At 62.7% G+C, this 25,380-nt stretch carries 13 protein-coding genes; 4 read left to right on the top strand and 9 right to left on the bottom strand.

Annotated features, from left to right (window positions below):
• The first annotated feature begins 78 nt into the window (after nt 1–78).
• The 4 genes from BM346_RS04820 (at nt 79) to BM346_RS04835 (ending at nt 4,597) form a co-directional block, all read left to right on the top strand.
• Entirely contained in the window at nt 79–1,143 is a 1,065-nt protein-coding gene (locus BM346_RS04820) for a hypothetical protein (protein WP_092009363.1), read from the top strand.
• Between the two features lie 58 nt (nt 1,144–1,201).
• Nucleotides 1,202–2,677: an amidase gene (locus tag BM346_RS04825; protein ID WP_092009365.1), complete on the top strand. Its 1,476-nt coding sequence runs from the start codon at nt 1,202–1,204 to the stop codon at nt 2,675–2,677.
• 23 nt (nt 2,678–2,700) lie between these two features.
• The gene (locus BM346_RS04830; protein ID WP_167812640.1) at nt 2,701–3,435 is read left to right on the top strand and encodes a metallophosphoesterase; all 735 of its coding nucleotides are present in this window, start codon (nt 2,701–2,703) and stop codon (nt 3,433–3,435) included.
• Nucleotides 3,436–3,565: 130 nt separating this feature from the next.
• Entirely contained in the window at nt 3,566–4,597 is a 1,032-nt protein-coding gene (locus tag BM346_RS04835; protein ID WP_092009368.1) for a hypothetical protein, read from the top strand.
• Nucleotides 4,598–4,612: 15 nt separating this feature from the next.
• On the opposite strand, the gene BM346_RS04840 is transcribed toward BM346_RS04835, so the two are convergent.
• The 9 genes from BM346_RS04840 to BM346_RS04880 all read right to left on the bottom strand — a co-directional run bounded on the left by BM346_RS04840 (nt 4,613) and on the right by BM346_RS04880 (nt 25,231).
• Nucleotides 4,613–5,587 carry a ribose-phosphate diphosphokinase gene (locus BM346_RS04840; RefSeq protein ID WP_092009370.1) on the bottom strand — a complete coding sequence of 325 codons (975 nt, stop codon included), beginning with the start codon at nt 5,585–5,587 and terminating at the stop codon, nt 4,613–4,615.
• Between the two features lie 95 nt (nt 5,588–5,682).
• Nucleotides 5,683–6,126: a PAS domain-containing protein gene (locus BM346_RS04845; protein ID WP_092009372.1), complete on the bottom strand. Its 444-nt coding sequence runs from the start codon at nt 6,124–6,126 to the stop codon at nt 5,683–5,685.
• A 131-nt stretch (nt 6,127–6,257) separates the two neighbouring features.
• A complete protein-coding gene (locus BM346_RS04850) occupies nt 6,258–10,457 on the bottom strand; it encodes a HEAT repeat domain-containing protein (protein ID WP_092009374.1) in 4,200 nt (1,399 codons plus the stop codon).
• Nucleotides 10,454–15,691 carry a hypothetical protein gene (locus tag BM346_RS04855; protein ID WP_092009376.1) on the bottom strand — a complete coding sequence of 1,746 codons (5,238 nt, stop codon included), beginning with the start codon at nt 15,689–15,691 and terminating at the stop codon, nt 10,454–10,456. The genes BM346_RS04850 and BM346_RS04855 overlap by 4 nt, the downstream gene beginning before the upstream one ends.
• Nucleotides 15,688–16,584, bottom strand: coding sequence for a hypothetical protein (locus tag BM346_RS04860; RefSeq protein ID WP_139229903.1), 897 nt, complete (start codon nt 16,582–16,584; stop codon nt 15,688–15,690). Before BM346_RS04860 ends, BM346_RS04855 begins: the two co-directional genes overlap by 4 nt.
• Complete coding sequence (locus tag BM346_RS04865) at nt 16,581–18,998, bottom strand: hypothetical protein (RefSeq protein WP_092009380.1); 2,418 nt, start codon at nt 18,996–18,998, stop codon at nt 16,581–16,583. Before BM346_RS04865 ends, BM346_RS04860 begins: the two co-directional genes overlap by 4 nt.
• Nucleotides 18,995–22,207: a poly-gamma-glutamate biosynthesis protein PgsC/CapC gene (locus tag BM346_RS04870; RefSeq protein WP_092009382.1), complete on the bottom strand. Its 3,213-nt coding sequence runs from the start codon at nt 22,205–22,207 to the stop codon at nt 18,995–18,997. The genes BM346_RS04865 and BM346_RS04870 overlap by 4 nt, the downstream gene beginning before the upstream one ends.
• Nucleotides 22,207–22,590 carry a response regulator gene (locus tag BM346_RS04875; RefSeq protein ID WP_092009384.1) on the bottom strand — a complete coding sequence of 128 codons (384 nt, stop codon included), beginning with the start codon at nt 22,588–22,590 and terminating at the stop codon, nt 22,207–22,209. The genes BM346_RS04870 and BM346_RS04875 overlap by 1 nt, the downstream gene beginning before the upstream one ends.
• The gene (locus BM346_RS04880; protein ID WP_092009386.1) at nt 22,565–25,231 is read right to left on the bottom strand and encodes a sensor histidine kinase; all 2,667 of its coding nucleotides are present in this window, start codon (nt 25,229–25,231) and stop codon (nt 22,565–22,567) included. The genes BM346_RS04875 and BM346_RS04880 overlap by 26 nt, the downstream gene beginning before the upstream one ends.
• Between the last annotated feature and the right edge of the window lie 149 nt (nt 25,232–25,380).

Raw genomic sequence — 25,380 nt, forward strand, 5'->3', positions numbered from 1 at the left:
CTGGTTCGTCGTTAACGTTCAAATACGATAGTCTATTAATGACCTGAAACGAATGGCCAGGGGAGTCGAAGGCAACGGATGTTCACCATAAACCGGGAAAACCTCAAGCGAAGCCATCAGCTGACCTGGTTTGTCATCGACTTCGTGATGCTCGGTTTACTCATAATCAACCTGGTCCTGATTATCTTCGATTCCATCTACAGCTTTGCGGGGATCCAGGACTATTTCCAGCGGTCCATGCCAGGTTTCTACGAAGTCTACCAGCCGGTCCACCGGAATTTCATTCTCTATGACCTGGTTTTCGTCTCCATCTTTCTGACCGAGTTCATGGTGCGCTGGGCCTATGCCGTGAAAGCCGGGGTTTATGCCCGCTGGTACTTCTACCCGTTTATTCACTGGTACGACCTCCTGGGCTGCATACCCACCAGTGGCATGCGTTTCCTGCGGGTATTGCGCGTTATCTCCATCATTTACCGACTGCACCGCTACGGCATCATCGACATTACGCAGACCCGGCTCTTTCAGTTCGTCGCATTTTATTACGACGCTTTCATGGAAGAACTTACCGACCAGATCGTGCTGAAAGTGCTTAACGGACTGCAATACGAAATCAAACGCGGGTCGCCGGTTGTCCACCAGGTCCAGCACGGCATCATCTATCCCCGGCGGGACCTGCTGACCGGCTGGTTATCTGACCGGGTGGCGGACCTGGCCTCGGAGGGCTACGTTCCCAATCGCGATGCCTTGCGGGACTATCTGGAAAACCGGATCAACGAGGCGATCCGCCAGAACCCGGAGATTTCCCGTCTCAAGCTTCTGCCCATCTTCGGTAACCAGGTGCGCGGAACCCTGGAGGAGGCGGTCGGCGATATTACCTCAAACGTCATCGACCAGGTGATGAACGACCTTGCGAGCAGCCGCAACCACGACTTCATCGCCGATGTGGTCGAGGTTCTCATGCCGGCCCCGCAGGCAGCCGCCGCGGGTTCGCCGGGAGTGACAGGGAGACCGGGGGTGGAAAGCACCGGGCCTGCCCAAGTGCCCCACCGCCAGGACAATGAGATACTCCTCAAGCTGATGCTCGAAATCATTGATGTGGTAAAAGAGCAGGTGCGGCATAAACGCTGGCGGGAGCGACTCTGACAGTGTTCCGCTGGCCAGTGACAACCGTCTCGGTGTAACCGTTTCCCCAGAGGTACCGATGAACCAACCCCTGCATTTCTGTACCGCCAGTGAGTTGCTGGACAGGCTAGCTTCCGGCGAACTCACCAGTGAGTCCCTGACCGCTGCGCTGATCGAGCGCATCAATGCCGTTAATCCGCCTCTCAATGCAGTGGTCACCCTGGCCGCGGATGAAGCGCTGCGGCAGGCCCGGCAAGCCGATGTGGCGCGCCGGGCCGGCGAGGCCCCCGGCCCTCTCCACGGTCTGCCCATGACAGTCAAGGATACCTGGGAGGTGCCGGGCATGCCCTGCACCGCTGGCGCGCCGGTGCTGGCTGGCCACTATCCCCAACAGCCCGCCGACCTGATACGCCGCCTGCAGGATGCCGGCGCCATTATCATTGGCAAGACCAATGTCCCGCTCTACGCTTCCGACATCCAGACCTACAACAGGGTATACGGCACCACCCGCAATCCCTGGGATCCGGAACGCACCCCCGGCGGCTCCTCCGGTGGAAGCGCAGCGGCCCTCGCGGCGGGCATGACACCGCTGGAGGTGGGCAGCGACCTTGCCGGCTCAATCCGCACCCCGGCCCATTTCTGTGGCGTTTTCGGCCACAAGCCCAGCCGCAGTCTTGTTTCGTTCCGCGGCCACATCCCCGGCCCTCCCGGCACCATCGCTCAACCGGACCTGGCGGAAGGCGGCCCCATGGCCCGGTCCGCCCGGGACCTGGAACTCCTGCTCAAGGTCATAGCCGGGCCCCGGCCCGCCCTGGCTCGCAGCTGGCAACTGGCCATGGAAGCCCCGCGAATCACCCGGCTTGAAGAATCCAGAGTGGGCTTATGGCTGGAGGACGAGCACTGCCCCGTCGACCACGAGCTCACCAATGCCTACCGGAAACTCGGCGATACCCTGGCGGGGATGGGGGCCATGGTGAACCGGGCAAGGCACCCACTGCTTGCCATGGAGCATATCCTGCCGGTTTATTTCAACCTGCTGGGCAGCCTGCTGGGGCCGGGGCTTACCGCGCGCCAGAAGCGCAGCCTCAAGCTGTTCGCTCTTGCCGAGAAGCCCCTGCGGCGCATTACCCCCATGACCTTCGGTATGGCGGAATACGCCCGGGGAACGAATCAGAGCGTGGCCCAGTGGATGCGCTGGAACGAAACCAGGGAGAAGATGCGCACCCAGATCGAAGAGTTGTTCGAGGAGTTTGATGTCCTGCTGGCGCCGGTCAACCCGGTCACCGCCATCCGTCACAACCACCACGCCCCCCAGTACCGTCGCCAGATAGACGTCAACGGCGAACCACGGCCCTACCACGACCAGTTCGCCTGGATCGCCCTGGCCTCGCTGCTGGGACTGCCGGCCACCTCCGTGCCCATTGGCGTAACCCGGGAGGGGCTGCCCTATAATATCCAGGTAATCGGAGCCCCGGGTACCGATCTGACCACCCTGGCATTCGCGAGGCTGCTGGAAGAAAAGGGGCTGGCGGGATTCCGTCAGCCGCCTGAGTGATGAAGTCTGAGGAGACAACCTGCATGGCGATTCAGGCACTGGCGGTACTACCGGAAAATTCCAGCGGGAGGGATTTCGTTGTTGGCGACCTTCACGGCTGTTACGACGCCTTCATCCGGCAGCTGGAGCAGAATGATTTCGACCCGGACACGGACCGCGTGATGTGCGTGGGCGACCTGGTAGACCGGGGCCCGGACTCCTACCGCTGCCTGGGGCTGAGCCGTGAGCACTGGTTCCACACCACCTGGGGGAATCACGAGGATCTCATGCTCCGGGGCCTGTCGGCGGGCCAGGCCTCTTCCGCATTCCGTCTGTGGATGTACAATGGCGGCGACTGGGCCCTGCGCCATGACCTGGACGAGCTTCATGAACAGGTAAAGACCCTGGCCGCAAGCACCTCCCTCGCCATAGAGGTGCCCGTCGGCGACCAGAGAATTGGCCTGGTGCACGCCGAAGTGCCGGGTGACCAATGGGCATGCTGGTCATCCAAATTGACCGGGAAGGACCGGGAGGAAGCCATCTGGGGCCGGCATACGGTTAAAAAGGCATTGCAAGGGCGGGACGCGCCGCCGGTCGGTGACATTGACCAGGTGATTTTTGGCCACACCCCCCTCCGCTCGCCCGCCCGTGTCGCAAACCGTCTGTACCTGGATACTGGTGGTGGTTACCCTGGAGGCGAGCCCACGCTGCTGGACGCACAGGACGCCCTTACAATACCTTTCGATTCCTCGCCACACCCGTTCCGTCCCGGAGCCTGAGAGTCACAGCCCACGCTGAAAGTCCCCGAGGGGAGAAGGGACTGTCTGGCAAAGGGAACCTCACTGCTTCATTATCCCGGTATCGACCGCCTTTGCACGACACACGCTCGCAGCAGGAGACCGACGGCCAATGGCTGGAAACAACCCACAACAGGAATCCTCCGGAAACCCTGAAAGGAACAGGGACCCGGACGATCTGGCAGCGGCGACGGAGTTCCTGAGCCGGCCGGAGAGCTATCCGGAAGGCACCGACACGGTGGAGGTCAAGGAAACCCATCTTTCCCGCCTGTTCCTGACCGACAACTACGTCTACAAGCTCAAGAAACCGCTGCGTTATGAATTCCTGGACTTCACCAGCCGGGAGGCACGACTGCGCAACTGCGAAACCGAGGTTCTGATCAACTCCGAGCTCGCCCCTGACGTCTACCAGGGAGTCATCACCCTGGCCGAGGACGATCAGGGCAGGCTCAATCTCGACGGACGCGGTCGCCCCCTGGACTACCTGGTCAAGATGCGCCGACTGCCTGACTGCCAGAATCTGGAAGTCCAGATGGAGGACGGAACCCTGAACCCGGACCACATCGACCGGGCGGCAAGACGGCTGGCGGATTTTTACGCGGATCATCCCATGGACGGGCCTGTCCGGCCCGACCGGTTCGGGGAAAAGGTGCGGGAGCAGGCTGACGAGCTGAGGAACCTGCCCCTGGATACCGGAAGAGCCCTGGATGACCTGGAGGCTGGCCTGCTCGGGCTGCTGAGGGATCACCAGGAGGATCTCAGGCAACGGCGATGCAGGGACGTCCACGGCGACCTGCGCCCCGAGCACGTGTATCCCACCGAGGATCCGGCGTTTCTGGACCGCCTCGAGTTCAATGCCGATCTTCGGCTGATGGACCCCCTTGAGGAGTTGAGTTTTTTCGCCATGGAGTGCAGGCGACTGGACCACGGCTGGGTGGGAGAGCGCTTTATCGAGGTGTACGAACAGGTTACCGGTGACCATGCAGCGGAGCACCTGATAGCCATCTACACCGGCTATCGCGCCCTGCTGTGGGCGGTATTGAAGGCCCGGCACCTGGAGCGGGACGACGATCGCAAGCCCTGGGGGAAGCTGGCAAGGGAATACCTGGATCTGGGATTAAGGGCACTGGACCAGCTGCACTGACCCGGTGCCCGGCTTTCAGTCCCTCAGGGCTGAGGTGTCCTCTCCCGTATTGAGCGCGCGAATGGCCCGTGCGAACAGATCCGCTGCCGACACCACCGTGACATTGCTGTCGCTGGGAGCCTTCTGCTGGGCCTTGACGCTATCGGTGATCAGCAGCTCATCCAGCTCCTCCGCATCGTAGAGCTTCTCCGAACCCGGACCGAACAGGGCGTGAGTGATCACTCCGTAAACCCGGGTGGCACCTCCCTCCTTGCAGGCCTTCGCCGCCCGCAGCAGGGTCGTACCACCGGCCACCAGGTCGTCCACGATAATGGCTGCCTTACCGGACACATCCCCTACCACGGCCTCGCCGGATACCACGCCCTCGCTGCGCCGCTTCTCCATGAAGGCGTTGGCGGGCCGGTTACCGGTGGCATCCTCCCACACATCCCGAAACCGGTCAGCGCGCTTGGCACCGCCGGAGTCCGGGGAGACAATCACCACCTCATCATCGCCGATCCGGTCCTTCAGCTCCTCCACGAACAGGGCATGGGCTTCCAGGTGTTCCGCTCGACAGCGGAAGGCATTGTCGAAGGCGGCCCGGTTGTGCACCTCCAGGGCCGCCACGCAGTCGACGCCCATGGCCTCGAACAGCTGGCCCACGTAACGGGTGGTCACCGGGTCCCGGTCCTTGGTGCGCCGATCCTTGCGGGCATAGGCCAGATAGGGCATCAGGGCCGTTACATTTCTGGCACCGGCGTCCTTGAGGGTCGCCACAAAGAACAACAGACGGATCAGCTTGTCGTTGACGGTAGAGTCCTGATCGCCGTAGAGAGTGTGAAGGACGTAGACATCCCGCTCCCGTACGCCTTCCAAGGGGCGGGCCTTGTGTTCGCCGTCCTCGAAATGACGCTCCTCATGCTCGGCAAGGCGGATACCGAGATGAGAAGCCACCTTCCCGCCAAATTCCTCACTGCCTTCAAGGGCAAACAGAACCGGTTCGGTCTTCATGCTACCTCCGATGGTTGGAAAAGTGCCTCTGTGGTGAGCACACGTGCTAGAGATAGCGTAGTACATGGCGCAAGGACCATGGCCCCAGCAGCCCGTTACGCGTCCCCTGGTGCGGGAGTAACCCGAGTGACCAATGTGATGACCCGCTTTGCAAGACCCCGATCACTCATGACCGGTGAATAGCGGGCCTCCACCATCAGGCTGCGCCCATCGGCATGAGTGCCTGCAAAACGCCCCTGCTGTGGATTGCCGGTGACGAGCCCACGCCAGAACGCAATGTACTCTTCGCTCCTGGCATAGTCCCTGTCACAGAGAATCCGGTGATGCTGGCCCAGAAGCTCTTCACGCCTGTAGCCTAACGAATCCAGCAATATATCGTTGATGCTCTCGATGAGGCCATCGGGCGAGAGGGCGAGGTAGCCGGTCGAGCGTTCTATCGCCTGCAGGTCCGCCTCCAGCTCTCGAACCCTGTCCTCGGCCGCCGCAAGTTTTTCGCGGACCGCCTCCAGCTCCTGCTTTTTCCTGTTCACGAACGCCATCGGGCCTTCTCCTTATCAGGGTTGTTGCTGTTCGCCAGAATAGCCGGTCAGGTAGCATGTACGTCTTATTGACCGGACCCGATGAAAGCGGCCCCGCCCTTCTGCGCTCTTGCAACGGCGAAACCTCACCCTCACCGATTAACCAGCCATCCCCCCTTCTGTCGCTTCGTCAGATACTGCAACTCATCGGCTGCCCGGGCCGTACTGATTCGCCTGGTCACCATGTCACGATAGATGCGATCGGCCTTGCGGCGGCGGCGGACTGCATCGCCCACGTCGAGAAACTGCTCCACCCAGGTCACCAGGGTCAGCCAGAGACCGCCTGATGGTTCACTGGGTGACCTGCCTTCTTCCTCAGGCCTGTTTCTCCCCTCCAGATTGGCTGCGATCAGCCGGAGTTCTGCCTGGAAGCTCTCGCTCTGGGCCACCGGCAGCTCTTTTGCCCGGTGCAGGAGGTCCTGCATGTATTCGGCGGAAAGCAGGCCGTATTCCTGAAAGCTCGCCAGGAATTGAAGGCCCCGGGTGGCCTCACCACGGTTACCGCTCAGGATCATCCCGCCAGCTGCGTGAATCTTGTCCCAGGCCTGCCAGCGATAGACCCAGTCAAGCCCGGGGCCCTTGATGTTCTGCATGCCGAGTATGCGGTTGGTGTAGCCCGGTGGCGTCTGGTCGCAGATCAGGTTGACCAGCTGCTCCCCCGTCACGAAGGGTGAGCGAACGATCTCGATACGGCTTCTGAACCATTTCCAGAGCAGGTCCCGGGCCTGCTCATTGATTGCCTCTGATGGCGCCTGATCCCTGGCTACACGCCGATCGAGTTCGCTGAACTCCTGCCATTCCCGGTAATGGCTCTGATGATGTCCAAGAACGGTCTCCAGGTGATGGGACAGCAGTGCTTTTTTACCCTCGTGCTCATGCTCCTGGCCGTTCGTGTACTCGTGCGTCCTTACAAGGGTTTCGAGATAGTTGGCGGGGGCGGCCAGATTCTCCGCAAGAATCTGTGTGTCGTAGGCTACGCCAAGGCCTTCAAGCATGGCCGAAAGCCTGCCGAGCACCGCTTTTTCAGTGACACAAACCCGCATCTGCCGGGCCAGGCGGTGCCACTCCAGCGACGGGTCGGGGTTGTCCTGGGACTGCGGCCACAGCGTGGTCTCCTCCCGGCGAACCTGCCAGGACTCCTCGATGTAGCCCATCAGGCCCTCGAGATTGGTGCCGATAAGAAAATGGCGATCCGCGCTGATGTCATTGACCAGAATATCAGCGAACACCCGCGAGCGGGCCACCCGGTCGGCCCGGTTGTTGATCACCGTCGACACCCAGACACCGGGCTCGGCTTCCGGGTCCTGCCTGTCAAATCCCAGCCGGTTCCAGTTACCCAGCGCCCCGAGGCGCTCGTTGGCGGACATGCCGTTGGTGAACTGTAGCCAGCGTCCCCGGGCATGGGCCATGGGATAGACCTTGAGCACGCCTAGATCGAGAATTACATGGTCGGCCATGGCCTTGAGGGCAAACAGATGGGGAATGTCGAACTCATCTGCCATACGCAGCACAAGGGCGATGTTGGTGGGGTGCTCCTCGTAGGGGAAACGTGACAGGGTGTCGCCAGGCAGGAGTTCAGACTCGATCCAGCTAACGCTGTGGCACTCGGTACCCAACTGCCGGGAAGCCTGCTGCAGGATCGGCAGCATCTCCGCTTCGCTGGTGATGAGGGTGGAGTTTTTGGGGATGAACTCGGTCATGACAATGGGAATATTGATGCCCGCTGGGCCCTGGATATCCTCGTGGTCGGGATAGGTATTGGTGATGGTGGAAATGTCATCCCGCATCCACTGCTTCTGGAGAATACGCACGTAGGACGGCGTGAGGCCCATGCACTCCCAGAGGAACACATCCGCATCCAGTTTTCGGGACAGCTTCACCAGGTCTGCCTGCTCCCAGATAGTGGCCTTGTCGTAGGGCCTGAACAGGAACATTTCCTGGAGATCCCGGTGGCTGTAGCCATGCAGGAACATGGCCTCGCAACCCGTGGTCTTGGAAATCACATGAAAGCCCAGGCCATTGAAGAGCGCAGCCTTGAGGCGCTCAGTGCCGGACTTTCCCCGGGTTCCCCAGCCGCCGATCACCAGTGGCAACCTGTTGCGGGCGCGGCGGGTGGTCAGGTTGACATAGACATGCCGCCCGACGAACAGGGCCAGCATGCCGGCCAGAAAAAAGCCCAGCTGACGCAGCGTGTTCTGGTAGACGGACACGAAATAGTCCGTGTACTGCTGCCACCAGTCGACAAGCAGCGGTGGAAAGGCCAGCGCGGGGAAGAAGCGCCGCACTGCCGGGTCCGCTGGCAGGGGTCCTGACGCAGGGTCAGTGTAGGTCCTGAATCCCACCTGAAAACCCAGGGCCTGAAGTGCACTCATGTAGCGGTCCGGCGCCCCGCCGCTGTCAGACTCCCAGTTGCGCAGGCGGGCGTAATGGGCGAAACGGAACGTCAGCTTCAGCCGTGCCCGCAGCCGGGCAACCAGCCCGCTGGGCGGAGTGATCTCGGTCACTCCCTCGCTTGAGTAAATTTTCATGGGCCGGGTCGGCCAGGACTGATCGAGACTCGATATCGCCTGGTCCACCAGGGGCAGGTAGGGCCGCCAGCCGTCCTCGTCGCTCATATGCAGGGGTTCGCCCGGCACCTTGGTAGGACTGAGCTCCGACATCCGCGCCGAGGGCACCTGCAAAAGGCCATAGTAGACCCGTCCGATGGTGTGATGGCCGGCCTGGCGCTTGTCTGGCGAGGAATGAGTAAACTCATACCAGGCCCGCCAGAGCCGGAAGCGGAAGCGCTCCCAGCGCCGGAACCTGAGCTTGTGGGCACTGCGGCTGGCGTCCAGACCGAAATCGTCCTGGGTGAGCGCGCTCAGCACGCGACCAAGACGGTCATCGTCCACCTGAGCGGGCACCTCAAGGCTCCGGCGCTTGCCCACGGGCGCCTTGCCGAGCCGGGCACGAAGCTGCTGGTGAAGGCTTCGCGCCTCGGGGTCGGCGATACACCAGAGAGTTTCCCGTGCCTGGGCGGACCACCGCCGGACCCGCAGATCGTCTGCCTCGGAATGCAGCGCCGTAAGTACCGCGAAGCCAGACTGCGACCACTGTTCAAGCAGTTCTTCCTCGCCCTTCTCCAGCAGAATGGCGGCGATGGCCGGAATAATATGGCAATACAGACGGAGGGTGACAGGCTGTCTTTCATGGCGGGCACCACGTTCGGTGAGCTCCTGGGTAAAGCCAACGAAAGAGGCATCGGTTTCAACCAGCCGGATCAGGGCATGAACAGCATAACCGCGGACTTCCCTGGCGCTGTCTTCCAGGGCAAGAACCGGCAGATGGTGCCTGATCGAGGCCGGGCGCAGTCTGACCAGCAGATCGATCAGTGCCTGACGCACCGTGGCGCTCGGATCGTCCAGGGCTGTCTCCAGCAGGGACTCGATCCTGGGGTCATCGGCGTGGTCACCAAGCACCTGCACTGCATGCTGGCGCACGAAAAAATCATCGCCCTCCGTCCTCCGGGTCAGGCGGCGCTCGATAATATCCACCACCGCGGGATAGCTCAGCACACTCAGCAGCGACAGGGCCTCGGTCTGGAGCCAGACCGGCTGACGGTGGTCCATGGCCAGACGATAGCTGTAAGCCAGAGTACTGTCGCCGAGATAGTGTCCTTGACCTTCCGGCGGCAAAGCACGGGCAACACGGGCCAGGGCATGGAAGGCGGCAAGCCGGACGCGCAGATCGCCCTCGTAGGCGAGAAGCTCGCCGATACCGGTCTCGAGATCAAGCTGGCGCCAGCGCTGGATGCCCTCCTCCGGCGTCACCGTATCACCCCCGATATAGCGGGCGCCTAGCTCTCCCAGTCGTTCCAGACTGAAGCTCAGGTGGCGCTCACAATCAGCGAACTGCTTCTGGTAACGTTCACTGACCGCATCCGGGCCGAACCAGCGCCCGAAGGCCCGGCGATCCCCCAGCAGCTGGCGCCGTCCCGCCCCCAGGGTGCGGGCATAGTCAAGTACATGCCCACGAATCTCATCGTCCGATCCGGCATTGGCAAGCCTGGTCGTGAACTCGTGGTGATTGGCATGCAGGCGGGCAATATCCCGGCGCTGAACCTCAATCCAGTCCAACAGTGTCTGCAGAAGAACCCGGCAAAGGGCATCGGTATCATTCTCTGGCAGCAGGCGTCCACTGTTGTGGAGGAAAGCCAGAATGGCAGCAATCTGGCGTCGGCCCACCCGCTGCCAGGGTGCGGAAAGCCCTTCCGTCAGAAGGGTTTCGGACTGAACAGTGGCGTTGCGTTTCATGGATAGATCGGATCCAGACGGTTGGTTTCAACACGCTCTCGCTGCTGGGCGCGTCGCAGGGTCAGAAAATCCAGTTCATCCGGCCGCCGGGCCGGGCTCAGGCGGCCGGAATTGGCCTCGAAGCCGATTCTCAGGCGCCAGCCGACGTCACTGCGGTCTATATCGTAGTTGGCCTCAGCGCGCAGGGTCAGAGCATGGGAACCCGTTCCCCAGCGCAGAAGGTTGCCGCCCACGAAAATCCGCTTGCGATCGAGGCTCGTGCTTCGGTCATCGTCAGCGAAGTAACGGCGCCAACGGAAACCCGCCTCCCCCGCTACGGAACCGAACAGCTGTCGTCCTGCCATGGTGACCTCCATGTGGTCAGGGTCGAAGGGGTTGAGCGACTCGTTACTGACCAGAGCCCCTTCAAGGTAGAGCCGCTGATCCAGGTGAGGCGCCCAGGTAAGGCGATCCGACAGGTTAAGGCTTCGCCGGTGATCGTCCCTGTAGGGCGAGAAAATATCCGGATCCAGCTCCGGCAATGCCGTGGCCGTCGCCGAATCCAGGCTCAGCCAACGCTGGTTCAGGGTGATGCCCGGCTTGTGTCTGAGCCGGGGCGATAGCTGCCAGGTCCGCTCGATGCTTCCCTGCACCCGGGCCGACCAGTGATTGTTGCCTTCCAGGCTCTCCACCTCCCCGGGCTGGATATAGGCTTCGCCGTACAGGCCCAGATGCCAGTTGCTGTGATCGGTGTAGAAATCCAGCCACTGCTTTGCGCCCAGGATGTCCTGGCTGCCATCAAACCGCCTCAGCAGCAGGTCACTACGGCTGAAGAGCCGCCTGTCACGCTGGCGAAAACGGTAGCTGACGCCGGCCTCGATCGAGTGTGCACCCTGGGCAGGGGCCACGTCGTCCTCGCTGCCGTCAATCCGGTCCGAAAGACTGAGATAGCCGCCCCAGCTATCGAGACCGGCGCCGGGGGAATAGCGATCCTCGGCACTCCATGCCACCGGCTCGGCGGCTGCAACCGGTGGCGAGGGCCCCCTGACGGGAGCCGCAAGGTCTGCCTTCACCACCACCGGCTCAGGCAGACTTGCTTCCGGCGCCCGACGCAGGGCGTAGAGACGGTAGTAGCGATCCGCTCTGTTCCCTGCCTTGAGGGCCAGTGTCTGCCAGCCGGGCTCGACATAGCGATACGTGGTCGATCCATTGCGTAGCCGCCACTCATCCACCCGCACCCAGGCAGGCCCCTTGACGTAGAAGCGCGCCGGCTGGCCGGGCGCGGCTATGTGGTAGGTCCGTGTCTCGTCTTCAAGCAGTGGTGCCCTGCTCCCGGCCCTGGTGACCCGTACGGTGACAAACTGCTGCTGGCCCGGCTCTACGAGCCACACTCTCAGGGCATGCTGCCCCTCCCCCAGGCGAACCCGTTCCACCGTTTCCTCCTCCGACAGACGCACCATCCGGGGCTGACGATCGTCCAGCTGAATCATCACCTCGGCGGGAATTCTTGCCTCATGGGGCAGAACCCGCTGCTCGAGCCGTATCTCGATGGCGACGGGCTCGGGCGTGAAGAGCTCCAGCCCCTCGATGCTTCTTCCGCTCAACAGAATGGCGGATGCCGGCGATGGCGGAAGCAGGGCCTGGCGCACGCGCCGGAAGGGTGAATGCATCTGCTCCTGCAGTGGCAGCTGACGGACGCCGGCACTCTCGAAGCTGTTGCTGATATGCTCCCAGTCATGGTTCTCAAGTACTCTGTCCGCAAGCTGGCGGATGGCAGGCACATTGCTATGTGCCTTGGCCAGCTGTGCCAGGCGTGCGCTCACCCGATCCATCAGGCCAGGGCTCTGTTCGAGCTGCCAGAGCAGCGCCACGGCAAGGGCGTGGGCCACCTGCGGTGATTCAGGCACGGCACCATCGGTGCGGACATTCTGTACCTGAACGGCATAGCTACCCACCGGCCAGTCCCCCGGGCCTACCGCCTGATCGGGAAACTGCAGGGATTCAGGAATATTCCCAAAGTCGGAGGCGCCCGGAAGCACAAGGTCAACGGTATGCAACTGCGCGGGAGGCAGTACCGGCAGTGGTTCGAGTTCCGCTTCATGAATCCGGAAATAATCCGGCTCTGTGCCGCGCCGGAAGCCCGTTGCCCGGGAGAATCCCTGGAGCAGATCCTTCAGGGCCAGGGGCGTTACCGGCGGAAGTACCTCCCAGGTATGCTTTGGCCGCCACTGCCAGAGCTGGGCCAGGTAGTCATTATCCCGTGGACGCAGACGAACCTGATGCAGCCCGGAGGGCACTTCCAGAAGGATGTCATCGCCGGTGGAGATACCAGTCTCTTTATTGATGGTCTCGAGATAGGGGTTTTCCGTACGGCTGAGAACTGGTGCCCGAAGTCTTTTTGTCGTGCCGGCGGCATCCACAAGCTCGGCGGTAAGCCAGTCGATATCCCCCGGCTCAGGGCCATCCGGTGCCAGCCTTCGAAGCTGCACACGCAGCACGGCCGGCCCCACTACCTCAAGCTCCAATGGTACGTCAGCGCTGGCATGGGGGAGGGCAAACGGTGTTCCTGAGACCCCGCTCAATAGAGTCGAGAACCCGCTGCTGCTCTCTACACGGTCATCAACAGAGACCCAGTCGTAGTCCTGCTGCGACGACAGCGACCAGGCAAGCCAGCGCTCAATGCCAGCCAGGCGCCGTTCCCGGTCCCGACTTGCAAGGGCGCTCGCGATGGCTTCGGCATCCCGCATTCGGGTGATTCGTGCCAGTCCGGCCTCCCCGGCCTGCTCCCAGCGCTCCGTGGCCTGCGTGGTTTTGCCCTGGCGTGCGGCCAGGTCCCCCTGATGCAGTGCCCGGTCTTCGAACGTGTCCGCGGTCTCGGCCCACCCGGCTTGCTGCGCCGCCTCCGGCAGCCAGTCCGGCATGCGCCCCTCCCCGGCAAGCAACAGGCCGAGCTGGCTTGCCCAAAGGGAGTCGCCCGCACGATGCAGCGCCTCTCCCAGGGGCTCGATCAATCCACCATCGCCCTCACGGAGAAAACGCGCGGCCAGCAGGCGAACCTGGCTTGCCCAGCGCTGGGTCCGGGCGTAGTCCGTTAAAAGCTCATCGGTGGCCAGGCGCCTTGCCTCCGCATCCGTTGCGAATACCGCCGTGGCCTGCCGCTGGCGCCTTGCCAGATAATGTTCGCCCAGGGCTTCCAGGGCCTGTTGCGATATCCGATAGGCCTCCGGGTCCTGGCCGTAGCCGGAACGGCCGATCACCTCTAGCACGCCGATCCAGTCCCCACGGCCTGCTTTCGCCCGGGCTCTTTTCAGGCGTTCGTCCAGATTGTCAGATACGCCGGCCGGTTCCCTGGCACTGAAGCTGTCCAGATAGGCCGCCTGAGCAGCATGAAGATAGCGCAGCATCGGGTACCACTGATTCTCCAGGGCTCGCTGCGGGGTGATCGTCGGCGTCAGGGGCTCTGATTCGGGGTTCGGAATGGCTGCGAAAGCCTGATGCAGGCGCTCAACCAGAGAATCAGGCGGCGTTCTTTCCAGAAGGGTGCGATAGGCGTTCTCACCGGCCTCGTAGGCCTGGCTTGCCCGATACTGGAGTGCCACCGGAAGCCTGGCACCACTCCAGATACGCACCTCGCGGACATTCGGCGGCAAAGGCAGCGTTGTGGTGGCCGTGGGCCAGTAGTGACCGGCTTCACGCTCAGAGGTGAAGTCACCGCTCAGGGTCGGGTGCAGGCCTGACAGGCCTTGCGCCTGACCCTGCGAGAGCAGGGCGTTCTCGGGTATGGACAGCCTGGTCCGCAATGCCGGACCCATCAGTCTGAACCGTTGGGGCGAGGCGTCGTCGTACTGAATCCATAGCCCGGCGTCTGCTCCATAAGCTGCCTGCGGCAAAAGTCGGGCAACGGAAAGGCGCAGGCGAGATGGCCCGGAACGTGGTGGCAGCGGATAGGCCAGGGGCTCTTCCCCCAGCTCGACGAAGAGGCCCCGACTCAACCGATCCCGCACCCCCTCTCCCAGGTAATAGTGCTCGTCGGAGTCGAGTTCCAGCGGACTTGTAGTGCTGAACCAGGCCGTGTTCATGGTCAGGGGCCCGGTGCCTGAGTCCGGGAACAGATTGCGGAAGAAGCGCTGGCTGCGTTCAATATTCCCGGCAAGCGCCTGCGCAACCGTGTGTGATCGTGCGCCGGGCCAGGCCGCCCCCCCCTGTCCAGAATGGTCCTGATCACGATAGCCCTGCTCAAGATAGGCAAGGGCAATGTCGGCTGCCCCCTGGATATGATTGGACTGGCGCAGGGCTTCCAGGTCCTTGAGGGTCCTGCCGCCCGCCGCCAGGGCTTCTTCAAGAAGTGCCCGGGTAAGCTCAGCCGTGGTGGGCTCGGGTTCATTGGAGTCCAGAAAGTAGTTCTCCTCCGCCTGCTCGATTCGTGCGAGCAGAGGCAGGGACGCCCTGATTTGAAGACGGTGCTCACCTCCGGGAATCACCAGGTAGCGCCGGTCCATGCCACCGTGCAGGCTGGAACCGTCCACTATCTGGTAGACAGTGCTGAACTGTGTTCGCGCAATGCTGATCTGCTGCCAGGGAGCCCCATCCAGGCTCCAGCTCAGGGAATACTGCTGCTGATGCTCCGCTGCCTCGGTCGGGCGACTGGCGATGGCGAGAATCACCGGACCTTCGATGTCCACCTCGAGGGTCTCGCCCTCACTCAGTCGATGAGCGCCCAGGCGATCGCCCTCATCATCGACAAGCTCCACCCGCTCAGGTGATCCCGTCAGGGTCACCTCCCGATAGGGGTCCGGTGCATCCACGGGATCCGTTTCAGCGGCAAATAGCCGGCCACGAAAGTGCGTTTCGGCCTCAAGGCGAGCGAACAGGGGCGATGGCTTGTCCCCTGCGTGGAACCATTCATGATCCTTGCTGCCCGGTGTCCAGGAGGCCTGCCACCAGAGCTCTCCCTCCCGGGACAGCCACAGCAGAGGCGGCCCTTCGTCATTATTCGATTGCAGACGAAGGTGGCCCTGTGGGGCGAGCTCGAAAGTGGCGGTCTCACCGGCGTCAAGCACCACCCGCCCCTTTCTTCCCCAGTGATCCGGTCGCTTTGCCGCCGCCCAGAACAGACGCGGCACCTGACTTGCGCGCTCACGCTCGACAAGCGGGTCCGCCGGGTGGAGATAGGGATTCGTATCGGTCAGCTCCTGGCCAACAGCACCCATGGGCAGGAGCGCAGAGGCCAGAATTGCGGCAAGCCGTGGTGTCATAGATGGGTCTCCGCCACGCATTGCATGAGGCTGTTTCTGGCATCAACGTCCCTCACCAGTCGCTTGCGCAGCCCGACATCCAGCTCCAGGTGCACAAAGCCGTCGAAACCCCGGCGCCGCAGATCGGCGGCCAGTGTGTTGGTGGTGGCGCCGAGTTCGCGAACATCCCGGGGATAGAGCAGTGCCCGGATATCGAGCCGTTGTGACAGGCAGTCCGCAAGCCGGGCCAGACTTGCTGGCGGAAAACCGCTGCCGTCACTGAGAATGGCCCGGGCTTCACGCCCGGCCCGGCTCTCACGTTTGGCGCTGCTGAAGCCGTGCAGCTGCAATATCCGCCCACCGGGATGCACGTCGGCGAAGGCCCGGCTCAGGGCATGCAGGTAGCTGTCAGCAATGTGTACAAGATCGGTGTCATCGCCCTGGTAGCGATGGGTGGTATTCCATGCCGCAGCCATGGCGTTGCCCTCCAGGAAAAGCTTGCGCGCGATGGCCCCTGTACGCAGATCGTAATACTGGTGAGGCGCCTGGATCAGAAGCGGCGCCCCACCCTCCCTGCGCGCAGCGAAGAAGCCGCGACCCTGGCGTTCGTTGTCCGTTTCGGTCAGGGCAACGATGTCCGACCGGGGCACGGCAACAGCTTTGAAGCCCAGCCCCACTTGATCAGGCGACCCGAGATATTGCGCTGCCGCGAGACGGTCATCCGCGGCAAGCCAGTGCCGGAAGCTGTCCTCGGCCTTCAGGAGATCGCTCGCATCGGGCATGACGTAGTCATCGGTTCGGGCCTGTTCGAGCAGTTCGCCAAGACCCGGATTTTTCGGGGAGGCCAGCGTCATCACGCCGGGAATCATCAGCAGTGCTGCCATCATCAGATACCCCCTGCTCTTTCTTATCATTGCTCCTCCTCGCGAAAGCCGCGCGTGCGCTCGTGCTGCCCCGGCAGAACCTTATGAAAAACGAGATAGCCCGGGGCCCCGCTGTGAAGCGAAAATTCCACCCTGACACTGCCATTGGCCAGGTCGCTGCCCAGATCAACCAGAATCGGCTGGCCCCGGGAAAGCCGTTCACGCTGCTGGTCGAGCACATAGCCGACCTTTGCCTCCCCGGCTGAGGGCGTTATCCGGTACAGGCGCTCGAGATGGGTCCACTCCTGTGACGGTCCTGATTCCAGGGCGCCGGGTATGACGCGCACACGAACCGTGCTTTCGGCCCCGGCCTCGCCGAGAGAATAGAAGCGCGCCCCCACAAGCTGGCCGTCTTCACGCTTGTCGACGTCATAGCGCAGCGGCGCCGCCTCCAGGCGGAAGGCCATACGGCGGAGATAGCCTGACTCCTCGGGATAACGGTAGTTCATCAGCCAGATGCCACGGGCACTGGCATCAAGCTCCATCTCGTGTCGGCCCGGGGAGATTGAAGGCAGCCGGATCTCACCCCGCCGGCCGATCAGCTCGTGGCGTACCGTTCTGCCATCAATGCGTAGGCGCAGATTGAATGGGTCCGGGTTATCGCGCAGATAGATCAGTTGCGGCTCCAGCTGTCGAACGACACCGGGCGCAGCGATTTCCACCGTCTGGGCCCCCTGCCTGAGGGGCTTGAAGTAGCCAGGAAGCCCGCTCGGGCGCAGCCGTTCCTCGCCACTCAAAGGAACCAGGATGCGTGCGCCCCGTGCCGCTAACTGGGGGTCCAGGGCCTGCCACTGGTAGCGCCCGGCCAGCAGTTCGGAATCGCGCTCCGGGGGCCGTGACTGAAGGTGCAGCACCAGGCTGGTATCGGGCTCTTTTTGTGCTGCTGGCTGCAGGATGAACCAGCCTGGCTGGGCAGGATCGTCGCCACGCCAGGCATAGTAGTCCACCGGCACACGGGTACGGTGAGGCAGGTCATCGGGCCGGGTATAGGCATTGGCCAGAAGTCGCTGGTGGCTGGTCAATTCGATCCGGGTCACCTCTGGTGGCAGGCGCAGGTAGAAGCTCGCCGGCTCGGAAAGATCCGCCACCGGCTGGGTGTCGGCTACCCGGTCGATCATCGATGGCCTGACCCGGGCTTCGAGACTGCCCTGGTCCACCGCCCTGCCCCGGGCGTCAAACAGCCGATAAGTGGCGCGAATGTTCGCCTCCGCCGGCAGGGGCTCACCATCACCATGGGCGCGCAGGTCAAGGCGCAGGGAGGTGCCAACATCATCACCGGGCAGAATCCGGAAATGCGCCGGAAGCCCGGGCTGCACAGCCGGGGAACGAAGATAGCGTGGTTCAGGTAGTGCGCTCTTGCCAGCCCCGACCGGCCAGATGTCGAGCATGCCGGGCTGGTTCGGGATAACAACCAGAAGCCCAGGCGAGAGAGTCTGCTCCAATGCCAGGGGCTCGCCGGTAGGCGTCACCACCTCCTGTCGCGGTTCCTCCAACCGCTCGGTGATGTGCCGAAGCTCAAGCTCGGGCTCAAGGTCCTCATCGACCAGAAGCGGTCTGAACTTGATGCGGTAGCGTCCCGCCGTTTCGATGGGCAGCACGCCCATGCGATTCGGTCCGGCATAGAGGCCAGGGGATCGGGGCATAAGGTTCGGGTCAAGGAAAGACTCGGCCCCCTGGATGCTGAACAGGGTACCCTGTGCGGGGTTGGTTCCGAGCGGCCCCACCGGCTGCCACTGGCGCTCCAGCAGATTGAGTCGCTCCTCACGGGTCAGCAGTTCCGGCGGGTAGATGACGCCACGGGCGAGTCGCGTCTTCTTTTCCTGACTCAGCCGCTCCCAGGCCACGGAGGCCTGTCGCTCGCTCATCCGCTCCTCGTAATAGAGGCGTACGGCGACATTTTCAAGGGGTGGCGCAAGAGGTTCCAGGCGCAGACGCACAAAGGCCGTCCGGGGCAACCCCTCCAGCTGCATGTTGATGGACTGCCCGGCGGCAATCGCCAGGGACCGATCGGTATAGAGATTGCGTGAAACCGGCAGGCCATCCTTGAACAGCGGCTGGGGTATCTGCGTCTCGTGGACATAGCGCCCCTCGTTCAGGACCCTCCCCTTGCCATCCACAAGCTCGTATTCAAGGGCATAACGCATGGGAGCGTCCAACCCGGTGTCGGGCGCGGCGCCGGCATGGGTCAGTATGCGCAGTCGCGCAGCCTGGCTGATGACAGGAAAGGTCAGCCATTCGTGTTCGGCCAGGAAGTAGACCGTCGAGGGGCGAGCGGTCAGATCAAGCTGCTGGGTAACCGCCGGGGCCGGCGGCGGAACCTCAAACAGGCTACGCAGGGGCTTATAGAGAAACGTTGCCGCAACAACGAGCAGCAGCAAAAGCAGCAGACGTCCCAGGACCCTCATTCCCCGCCTCCCGAAAGCAGCAGAAAGGCCCGGCGACGGATGAAGTCCTCAAGCACCGTAGCCAGGCGTTCCGGCGCCGGATGGATGATGTCATCACTGAGCGGGTTCAGGTTGGCGATGGCCAGGATGGACCGGTCGCCATCCGCATCTGATACCAGCAGAAAAGCCTGACGGGTGTCGCTCTCGAGCACCCGGACAAGCTCATACCCCTGGTGCTGCAGCTGGCGCAGGGCGACGATATCGTCGGTTTCCCTGTAATGCTCAAGCAGAGACACCACACGATCCGGCAGCCGTGCAGGGGACAGACCCTCTTGCACCACCTGGCTGGCAAGGGAGGCGTCCAGGGTATCGATCCCGAGAGCCTGGAGCTGTAGCCGCTGCTGGCGGTCGTCCGACGGCAACCCGAAGGCACGCCTGGCAGAGGGCGCGATCCAGGCGATTGCGAAATCGGTGTTACGGGCGGCCGCCAGGTAGCCTGTCTGGGCGCTGCTTCCCACCTCATAGCCGGCGGTTTCTGCATCGCCGAGCACTTCCTCGGGGGCAAGCCCCATGGTGTTCAGGGTCCGGCGCAACCTTTCACGCAGTGGGAGGGGCGTGGCCTCGGGGCGCAGGCCGTCCTCGAAGGCCAGAAGGCTCGGTGACCGAGTGGCCGTCTTATGGCCCATACCGCGCACCTGGGTGACCAGCAGAGGCGCCCCCCGGGCTTCCCGCACGAACACCTGATGCACCAGGTTGAAGAGGCTGCGCTGATTGCGCGGGTTCAGCACATCCGACCCCCCCTCCGGATCACGGAAGGGGTGACTGCCGGCAATCACAAGTCCACCGGCATCAAGAGTCTGGAACAGCATGGTGCCGGCCTCCAGGGTATTGTTCTCGTAGCGTGGTCGAGGCACTTCGACAAGCTGGGAGGAAGCTCCCCCGATGTTGATCACGAATATGCCCCAGGGCTGGGTGGGCGTGGCGTCCAGCGTGTTTTCAAGTATCAGGTAGTGCTGATCCCGGGACCGGTCATGGAAACGGATAATGCGATAGCCAAGCCCCCGGGCCAGCTCATCGAGATAACGCAGCTCATCCAGCCGGCCCTCTGACCACGTTGTCCGTGGCCCGTGCGCAGCGAGTTCGAGAAGCGGAGTCAGTACCTCGAGGTCGAGAAACAGCAGCTCGTCAAGTCGCGGCTGGCGGAAGGCGGGGCCTTCTGCCTCACGGAGCATGGCGGTTTTTTCCAGCAGGTAGTCGCTCAGGGCGCCCGCGAAGCTCACCAGAGGCGTCGGCGAGACCTCCTGGCTGTGGCTGCGGGCCACCAGCGGTCGCAGCGAGTCCGGGTTCAGGTAAAGCTCCGCAAAGCCGCTGCGTGTTCGCTCGCGCTGCACATTGGGAATGTCGGGCGTGTCCCAGCGCAGGGTCAGCTCCCCAAGAAGCCGCTCAAGAGACTGCAACTGCAGACCCTCCGGCAGTTGCTGCTTCACCAGCAGCTGGCTGGACGTGGCGAGAAGATCTGATACCTCGGGCGCCTGGCCGCCGAGCAGGCTGCGCGCGGCCGATCGGGTAATCAGCCGTACCTGGAGCGCATTGCGCGGGCCGAAGGTCTGGTGGAACTGATGAAAGAAGCTTCCCGGATTGCGGGTCACGTCGATGGTTCCGGCTGTGCTCTCCCGCACACGTACACTGCTCACGGCAAGAGCCGCGGCCTGCTGGTCACGGAACAGTGCAAGTCCCGCCTCGGTGGTGCCCCGCTCATCGATGGCCGAAGGTATCTCGACCACCAGCCCGCTTTCGGGCCGGATGTCGATAACGTAGGTGCCCCAGCCCCGGGGAGCCCCCACCTCACTCAGCACCAGGTAGCGGTCCTCGGCCCGGACGATGGTGTAGTCGAGCTCACTGAGCCTGAGCCGGGCCTGCTCGAGCAACTCCGGGACACCTTCATGCTGATAGCGCCTGAGGGCCTGAAGCGCCTCCTGAAAGCGGGCGAGCTGGGCGCCGCTGGGTTGCGGCAGGTTTTCCCGGGCCACCACGCCGTAATCAATCACCCGTTGTCGCAGGAGCATGTCCCCGAGTGTTTCCGCAGTTTCCGGTGGCGCCACGAAAACCTCGGTGTCGGAAGTGCCCTCTACCAGCCGAGCCGGGATGAAGCTCAGGGCAAAGCCGAGGAAGCTGGCCACCACCACGGCCGTGGCTGAGGTCTGCAGGGTGGCGCGGGTGACCCGGATGCCGATGTCCTTGTCGTGGATCTTGAGCGCCAGCAGGGTCGAAATGAGATAACCGAAAGCGAAGAAGTCGGTGACCTTGATCCAGGGCGCGAACAACTCGAAGCCATAGCCAAGCAGCAGTTTGTAGACAAAGCCCACACTGAAAAAGAAGAACAGCTTGCGGGCCCCGGACAGGTTGATGTTGCCGAAAAAGGGCAGCCTCAGCAGCAGGTGCACCGCGACCAGAATCACGCCCACTTCGGCGAAGGTCACCAGCAGCTTGGCGGGCTGGTACCACTGCAGAGCCAGCAGCGAGGGAATCAGGATGCCGTTGAATTCCCAGGCGTAGTGCAGGTTCATGCGCGAAGCGATAAAGGCTGTCGTCAAAAGGATGATATAGGCCTTGGGGCTTGCCAGAATCGAGCTCGCCACGTCCTCGTAGAGGTAGTTCAGGTTGCTGACCGAGAAGTTGGTCAGTTCCATCAGTCCGAAGCGCACCAGCACGAAAGTGACAGCGAGGATGATCAGCAGCCAGAAGGAGCCCCGTGCAAGGCCCGGCTTCCAGAAATTGTTGGCGATCAGGGCCACGATGATCAGGCCGAAACTGTGCAGGTTGTTGGCGTAGTCGAACTCCAGGCCGAAATTCGCGTCCACCCAGGCGCCAACGCCCGGCAGCCAGTAGGCGTCGAAAACAACCCGGACAACGACGCTTGTCAGCACCAGGGCAAAGAATCGGTCACGGCCGAAAAAGTCGGCGAGACCCAGATAGCGCCCACCGAGGCTTGAGACGGTCAGGACCACCAGATAGGTAACCATGCCTTCGCCGATGATGACCGCCACGCTCCAGGGCTTGATCAGCAGAAGCGGCACCAGATAACCGGGCACCACAAGGCCCGCCAGGCTCCAGCCAAAGCGCAGGTTGAAGAAGGCAACGACGGCCACCCCCACCCAGACAGTGGTGATGACGGAACTGGCAAGGCTGCCCTCGGGAAAGATGCTTAAAGGCAGCAGGTCCCAATTCATCAGGCGAGAAGCCCCCTGACCAGGGAGTCGAGCGCCTGGATATCGAGGGGCTTGTGGGCCACGGCATCAGCGCCGGCAGCTTTCAACTGCTCGTCGAGACCCGGGCGCACGGTGCCGGTAAGCATCAGGATGGGCTGCTCAAGCTTCTGCTCCTCCCTGAGCCAGCGCAGCAGGTACTCACCATCGAGCTCCGGCATCCACAGATCCAGGATGAAAAGGTCGGGTGGTCCCTCACGGGTCACCTCTTCCATGGCTTGCCTGGCACCTGGCGCGTGCCTTACTTCGAAGCCGGCACGGCGCAACACGAAGCCGAGAAGCTGTGCTACATCGGCATCGTCGTCGACGAGAAAAATACGCTTACTTTGGGTCTGCGAGTTCGTCATCTAGAGAAAATCCCGGTAGTCGTAGTTCGAAACGTATTCCCTGGCCGATGGCAGTGGTCGCCTCAAGCCTTCCCCCCCAGAGAGTCACCTGGTCTCCGGCCTGGCGCAGGCGATGCATGGCAGGTGTGGTGGCCCTCGCCGGGTCCTTCATGGCGGCCTGCAGGCGTTCTTCCGGCATACCGTAGCCGGTGTTCTCGAAAATGAAGGTGGTCCAGAGGGTGGCACCCTCATGCCGCTCCTCCAGGCTCAGGCGTATCTGGCCGCCGGGGCTGGCATCATCGGCGAGCACTGCAACAACGGCATCCAGGGTATTCTCGATCTGGGTAACGTCGACCCGGACGAAGGCATTGAACGGCGGCCGTTCAAGCTCAATGGCAAGCTCCCGCGAGGCCAGGGGAGGTTGCCAGCGCCTGGCCAGATCTTCGGCAAGAACCGTAATACTGACCGGAAAGTCCGCCAGCCGGCTGATATCCTGGACCGCATTGAGAATGCCCTGGGAGCGCGTCAGGATTCGCGACATCTGCAGCAGCTTGCGCTCGACGAGCTCAGCGAATGCCGCCTTGTCCGACGCCGACACATCCTCCTGCCGGCCAAGTTCCGCGGCCAGCAGAGCCGCCTCCAGCTGATTGCGCAGCTCCGCGCTGATCTTGTTGCCCAGTTCGTCCTTCAGTCGCTCGAGGCGCACCAGGTGGGTGACATCCACCAGCTCGAGCAGAAAGCCCTGAATGCGAAAAGGCGTCGAAACCCCGGCTGATGCGTTACCCTCGGCGCCCTGGATTGGGCGCACGTTGAGCGAAAAGGCGCCTTCCACCCCCGGCAGGCTCGCGGCAAAGGTCAGACTCTCGTTGGTCAACATCATGTGCTGGAGATGTTCCCGCGCCACCGCAAGCGGCATGCCACCAAGGGTCGCGATGGCATCCGCGGCGGTCATCGTGAAGACGGAAAGCCCGGAGCGACGGACCTGTTCCTCCATTTTGCGATTGACCTGCATTACCTGGCCGAACAGGTCATAAAGGATAGTGCTGGTGTGAAGAGAGTTGAACACGTTCTCCAGAAGCGCGAGACGTCGCTCGAACAACTGCGACACCTCACTCAGGGACTCATACTCGGACTCGACCGAGTCGAGCCGCATCAGGCGGCGCCAATGGCTGCTCTCGCTACGCTGGCGAGCCTGCCACAGCTGCCGCTGGTGGAGAAGCTCGCCGATCTGGTCACTGAAGTCCTCCAGCAGGGAAAGAAACAGCGGATTATTATCGAGGGTCTCCTCTGTCACTTCACCGCTCAGAAAGCCCAGCAGCTGGCCGTTGAATTCAAGTGGTGCCAGAAACTGGCGCCTGCCCGGCTCGGGATTCTTCAGGAACGTTTTGGTAAGCAAGATGGGGCCGCCCTCTTCCAGGGCCGTGGCGTAGGGGGTGCGCTCGAAGTCACGGCGACGTTCGTCGATGTCTTCGAGGGAGCAGCGGTAGGCCTTCACCTCCCGCAGGTGTTTGGCGGAACCCTGGCGCTCAAGCAGGATGGCACGGTCTAGATTCAGAATCTGGGTGGTAAGCAGGAGGATCTGCCCCCATGGATCCTGACTGGCATTGAAGTCCGAAGGCAGCAGGCGGTCATGGATACGGCTGCTGGTGGCACGGAGAAGCCGGTTGACCATCGCCGACTCAAGCCGCTGCTCGCGCCGGGAAAGCAGGTACCAGAGCAGCATGTGCAGGGCCATCAGTTCCGCCACCGGCAGCACCAGACCCACAAAGTACAGGGACAGCCAGCCGGCCATAAACAGAGTGATCACGCCCCCAAGAGTGATGCTCAGGGAACGGCGCACACCCAGGCGGAAGTATAGCAGTGCCGCCACCCCCACTACCGCCAGGGACAGCAGCAGATTCTGCCACCAGTTCGTCGTGCGCAGCGGCTGGCCCCGCAGCAGGGTGTCCACCGTGTAGCCGGCATACACGAGCCGGGAGACATTCGCTTCCTCCGGCAGAGGGGTGAGTAACGGCGGATTGGTCGGATCGATACTTCTGCCCACCAGCACCACGCGTCCGGACACCAGATCACGGGTGAGGTCACCGCGAAGCACCCGTTCGGCCTGGATCACCGGCAGGTAGTTCATGCCCGGGCGGAAATCGATCAGAAAGGGATCCTCGGCAAGCGCCGTATCCGCTGCCTGACTGGCCACCGCCGACTCGGTACTGATGAAGCTTTCGCCACCGTCCCTGGCTCGTGGCCGGTGCACGCCCAGGCTATCCAGCGTCTGCGATGGCGGCAGCGTCAGGACCGGATTCTCGCCGTTTGCCTGGGCGGCGGTCTGGCCAATGACCACGCCCGTCTCACGAAGCCGCTCAAGCTGTGTTTCGGAAAGCCCGGCGGGCTGGCGCAGAAAGCCGATGCCCGCTGGTCCGAACTGATCAAGCCGGTCGATAAGATCAAGCCACTCGGTCTGCTGTCGCTGCTCAAAATCAGCTTCTACCAGAAGCACCTGGGGGGTGGGCCTTTCCATCGGGCTGAGGCGATGGAACTGCCAGTGCAGCCATGCATCGGGAAGTAGAAAAACGCCCAGGGCGCTTGCAAGCCAGATGGTCGCAAGGCCGATCAGGGCAATCCAGGGGCCGGCAAGACGCCAGCGGTTCAAAGGAGCCAGAAGCATAGAAGAAACCAGGTTGAAAAGCTTATGGCTCTCCATTGCCACCGCATACCGCTGAACTACGTAAAACAGGCACTAACAGATTATCAAGCCTAGCATCGTAGAGCACGTTCTTGTACCCGACCGGCCCATCCGATGTCTTTTGCCTGTTG

Origin of the sequence: Marinobacter daqiaonensis, from assembly GCF_900115285.1 — a bacterium.
In the GTDB taxonomy this organism is placed as follows: Bacteria; Pseudomonadota; Gammaproteobacteria; order Pseudomonadales; family Oleiphilaceae; genus Marinobacter; species Marinobacter daqiaonensis.

What these genes read in the sequence shown, in the direction of transcription:
- BM346_RS04820 (WP_092009363.1), top strand. Translation starts at nt 79, where the DNA reads ATGTTCACCATAAACCGGGAAAACCTCAAGCGAAGCCATCAGCTGACC.
- BM346_RS04825 (WP_092009365.1), top strand. Translation starts at nt 1,202, where the DNA reads ATGAACCAACCCCTGCATTTCTGTACCGCCAGTGAGTTGCTGGACAGG.
- BM346_RS04830 (WP_167812640.1), top strand. Translation starts at nt 2,701, where the DNA reads ATGGCGATTCAGGCACTGGCGGTACTACCGGAAAATTCCAGCGGGAGG.
- BM346_RS04835 (WP_092009368.1), top strand. Translation starts at nt 3,566, where the DNA reads ATGGCTGGAAACAACCCACAACAGGAATCCTCCGGAAACCCTGAAAGG.
- BM346_RS04840 (WP_092009370.1), bottom strand. Translation starts at nt 5,587, where the DNA reads ATGAAGACCGAACCGGTTCTGTTTGCCCTTGAAGGCAGTGAGGAATTT.
- BM346_RS04845 (WP_092009372.1), bottom strand. Translation starts at nt 6,126, where the DNA reads ATGGCGTTCGTGAACAGGAAAAAGCAGGAGCTGGAGGCGGTCCGCGAA.
- BM346_RS04850 (WP_092009374.1), bottom strand. Translation starts at nt 10,457, where the DNA reads ATGAAACGCAACGCCACTGTTCAGTCCGAAACCCTTCTGACGGAAGGG.
- BM346_RS04855 (WP_092009376.1), bottom strand. Translation starts at nt 15,691, where the DNA reads ATGACACCACGGCTTGCCGCAATTCTGGCCTCTGCGCTCCTGCCCATG.
- BM346_RS04860 (WP_139229903.1), bottom strand. Translation starts at nt 16,584, where the DNA reads ATGATAAGAAAGAGCAGGGGGTATCTGATGATGGCAGCACTGCTGATG.
- BM346_RS04865 (WP_092009380.1), bottom strand. Translation starts at nt 18,998, where the DNA reads ATGAGGGTCCTGGGACGTCTGCTGCTTTTGCTGCTGCTCGTTGTTGCG.
- BM346_RS04870 (WP_092009382.1), bottom strand. Translation starts at nt 22,207, where the DNA reads ATGAATTGGGACCTGCTGCCTTTAAGCATCTTTCCCGAGGGCAGCCTT.
- BM346_RS04875 (WP_092009384.1), bottom strand. Translation starts at nt 22,590, where the DNA reads ATGACGAACTCGCAGACCCAAAGTAAGCGTATTTTTCTCGTCGACGAC.
- BM346_RS04880 (WP_092009386.1), bottom strand. Translation starts at nt 25,231, where the DNA reads ATGCTTCTGGCTCCTTTGAACCGCTGGCGTCTTGCCGGCCCCTGGATT.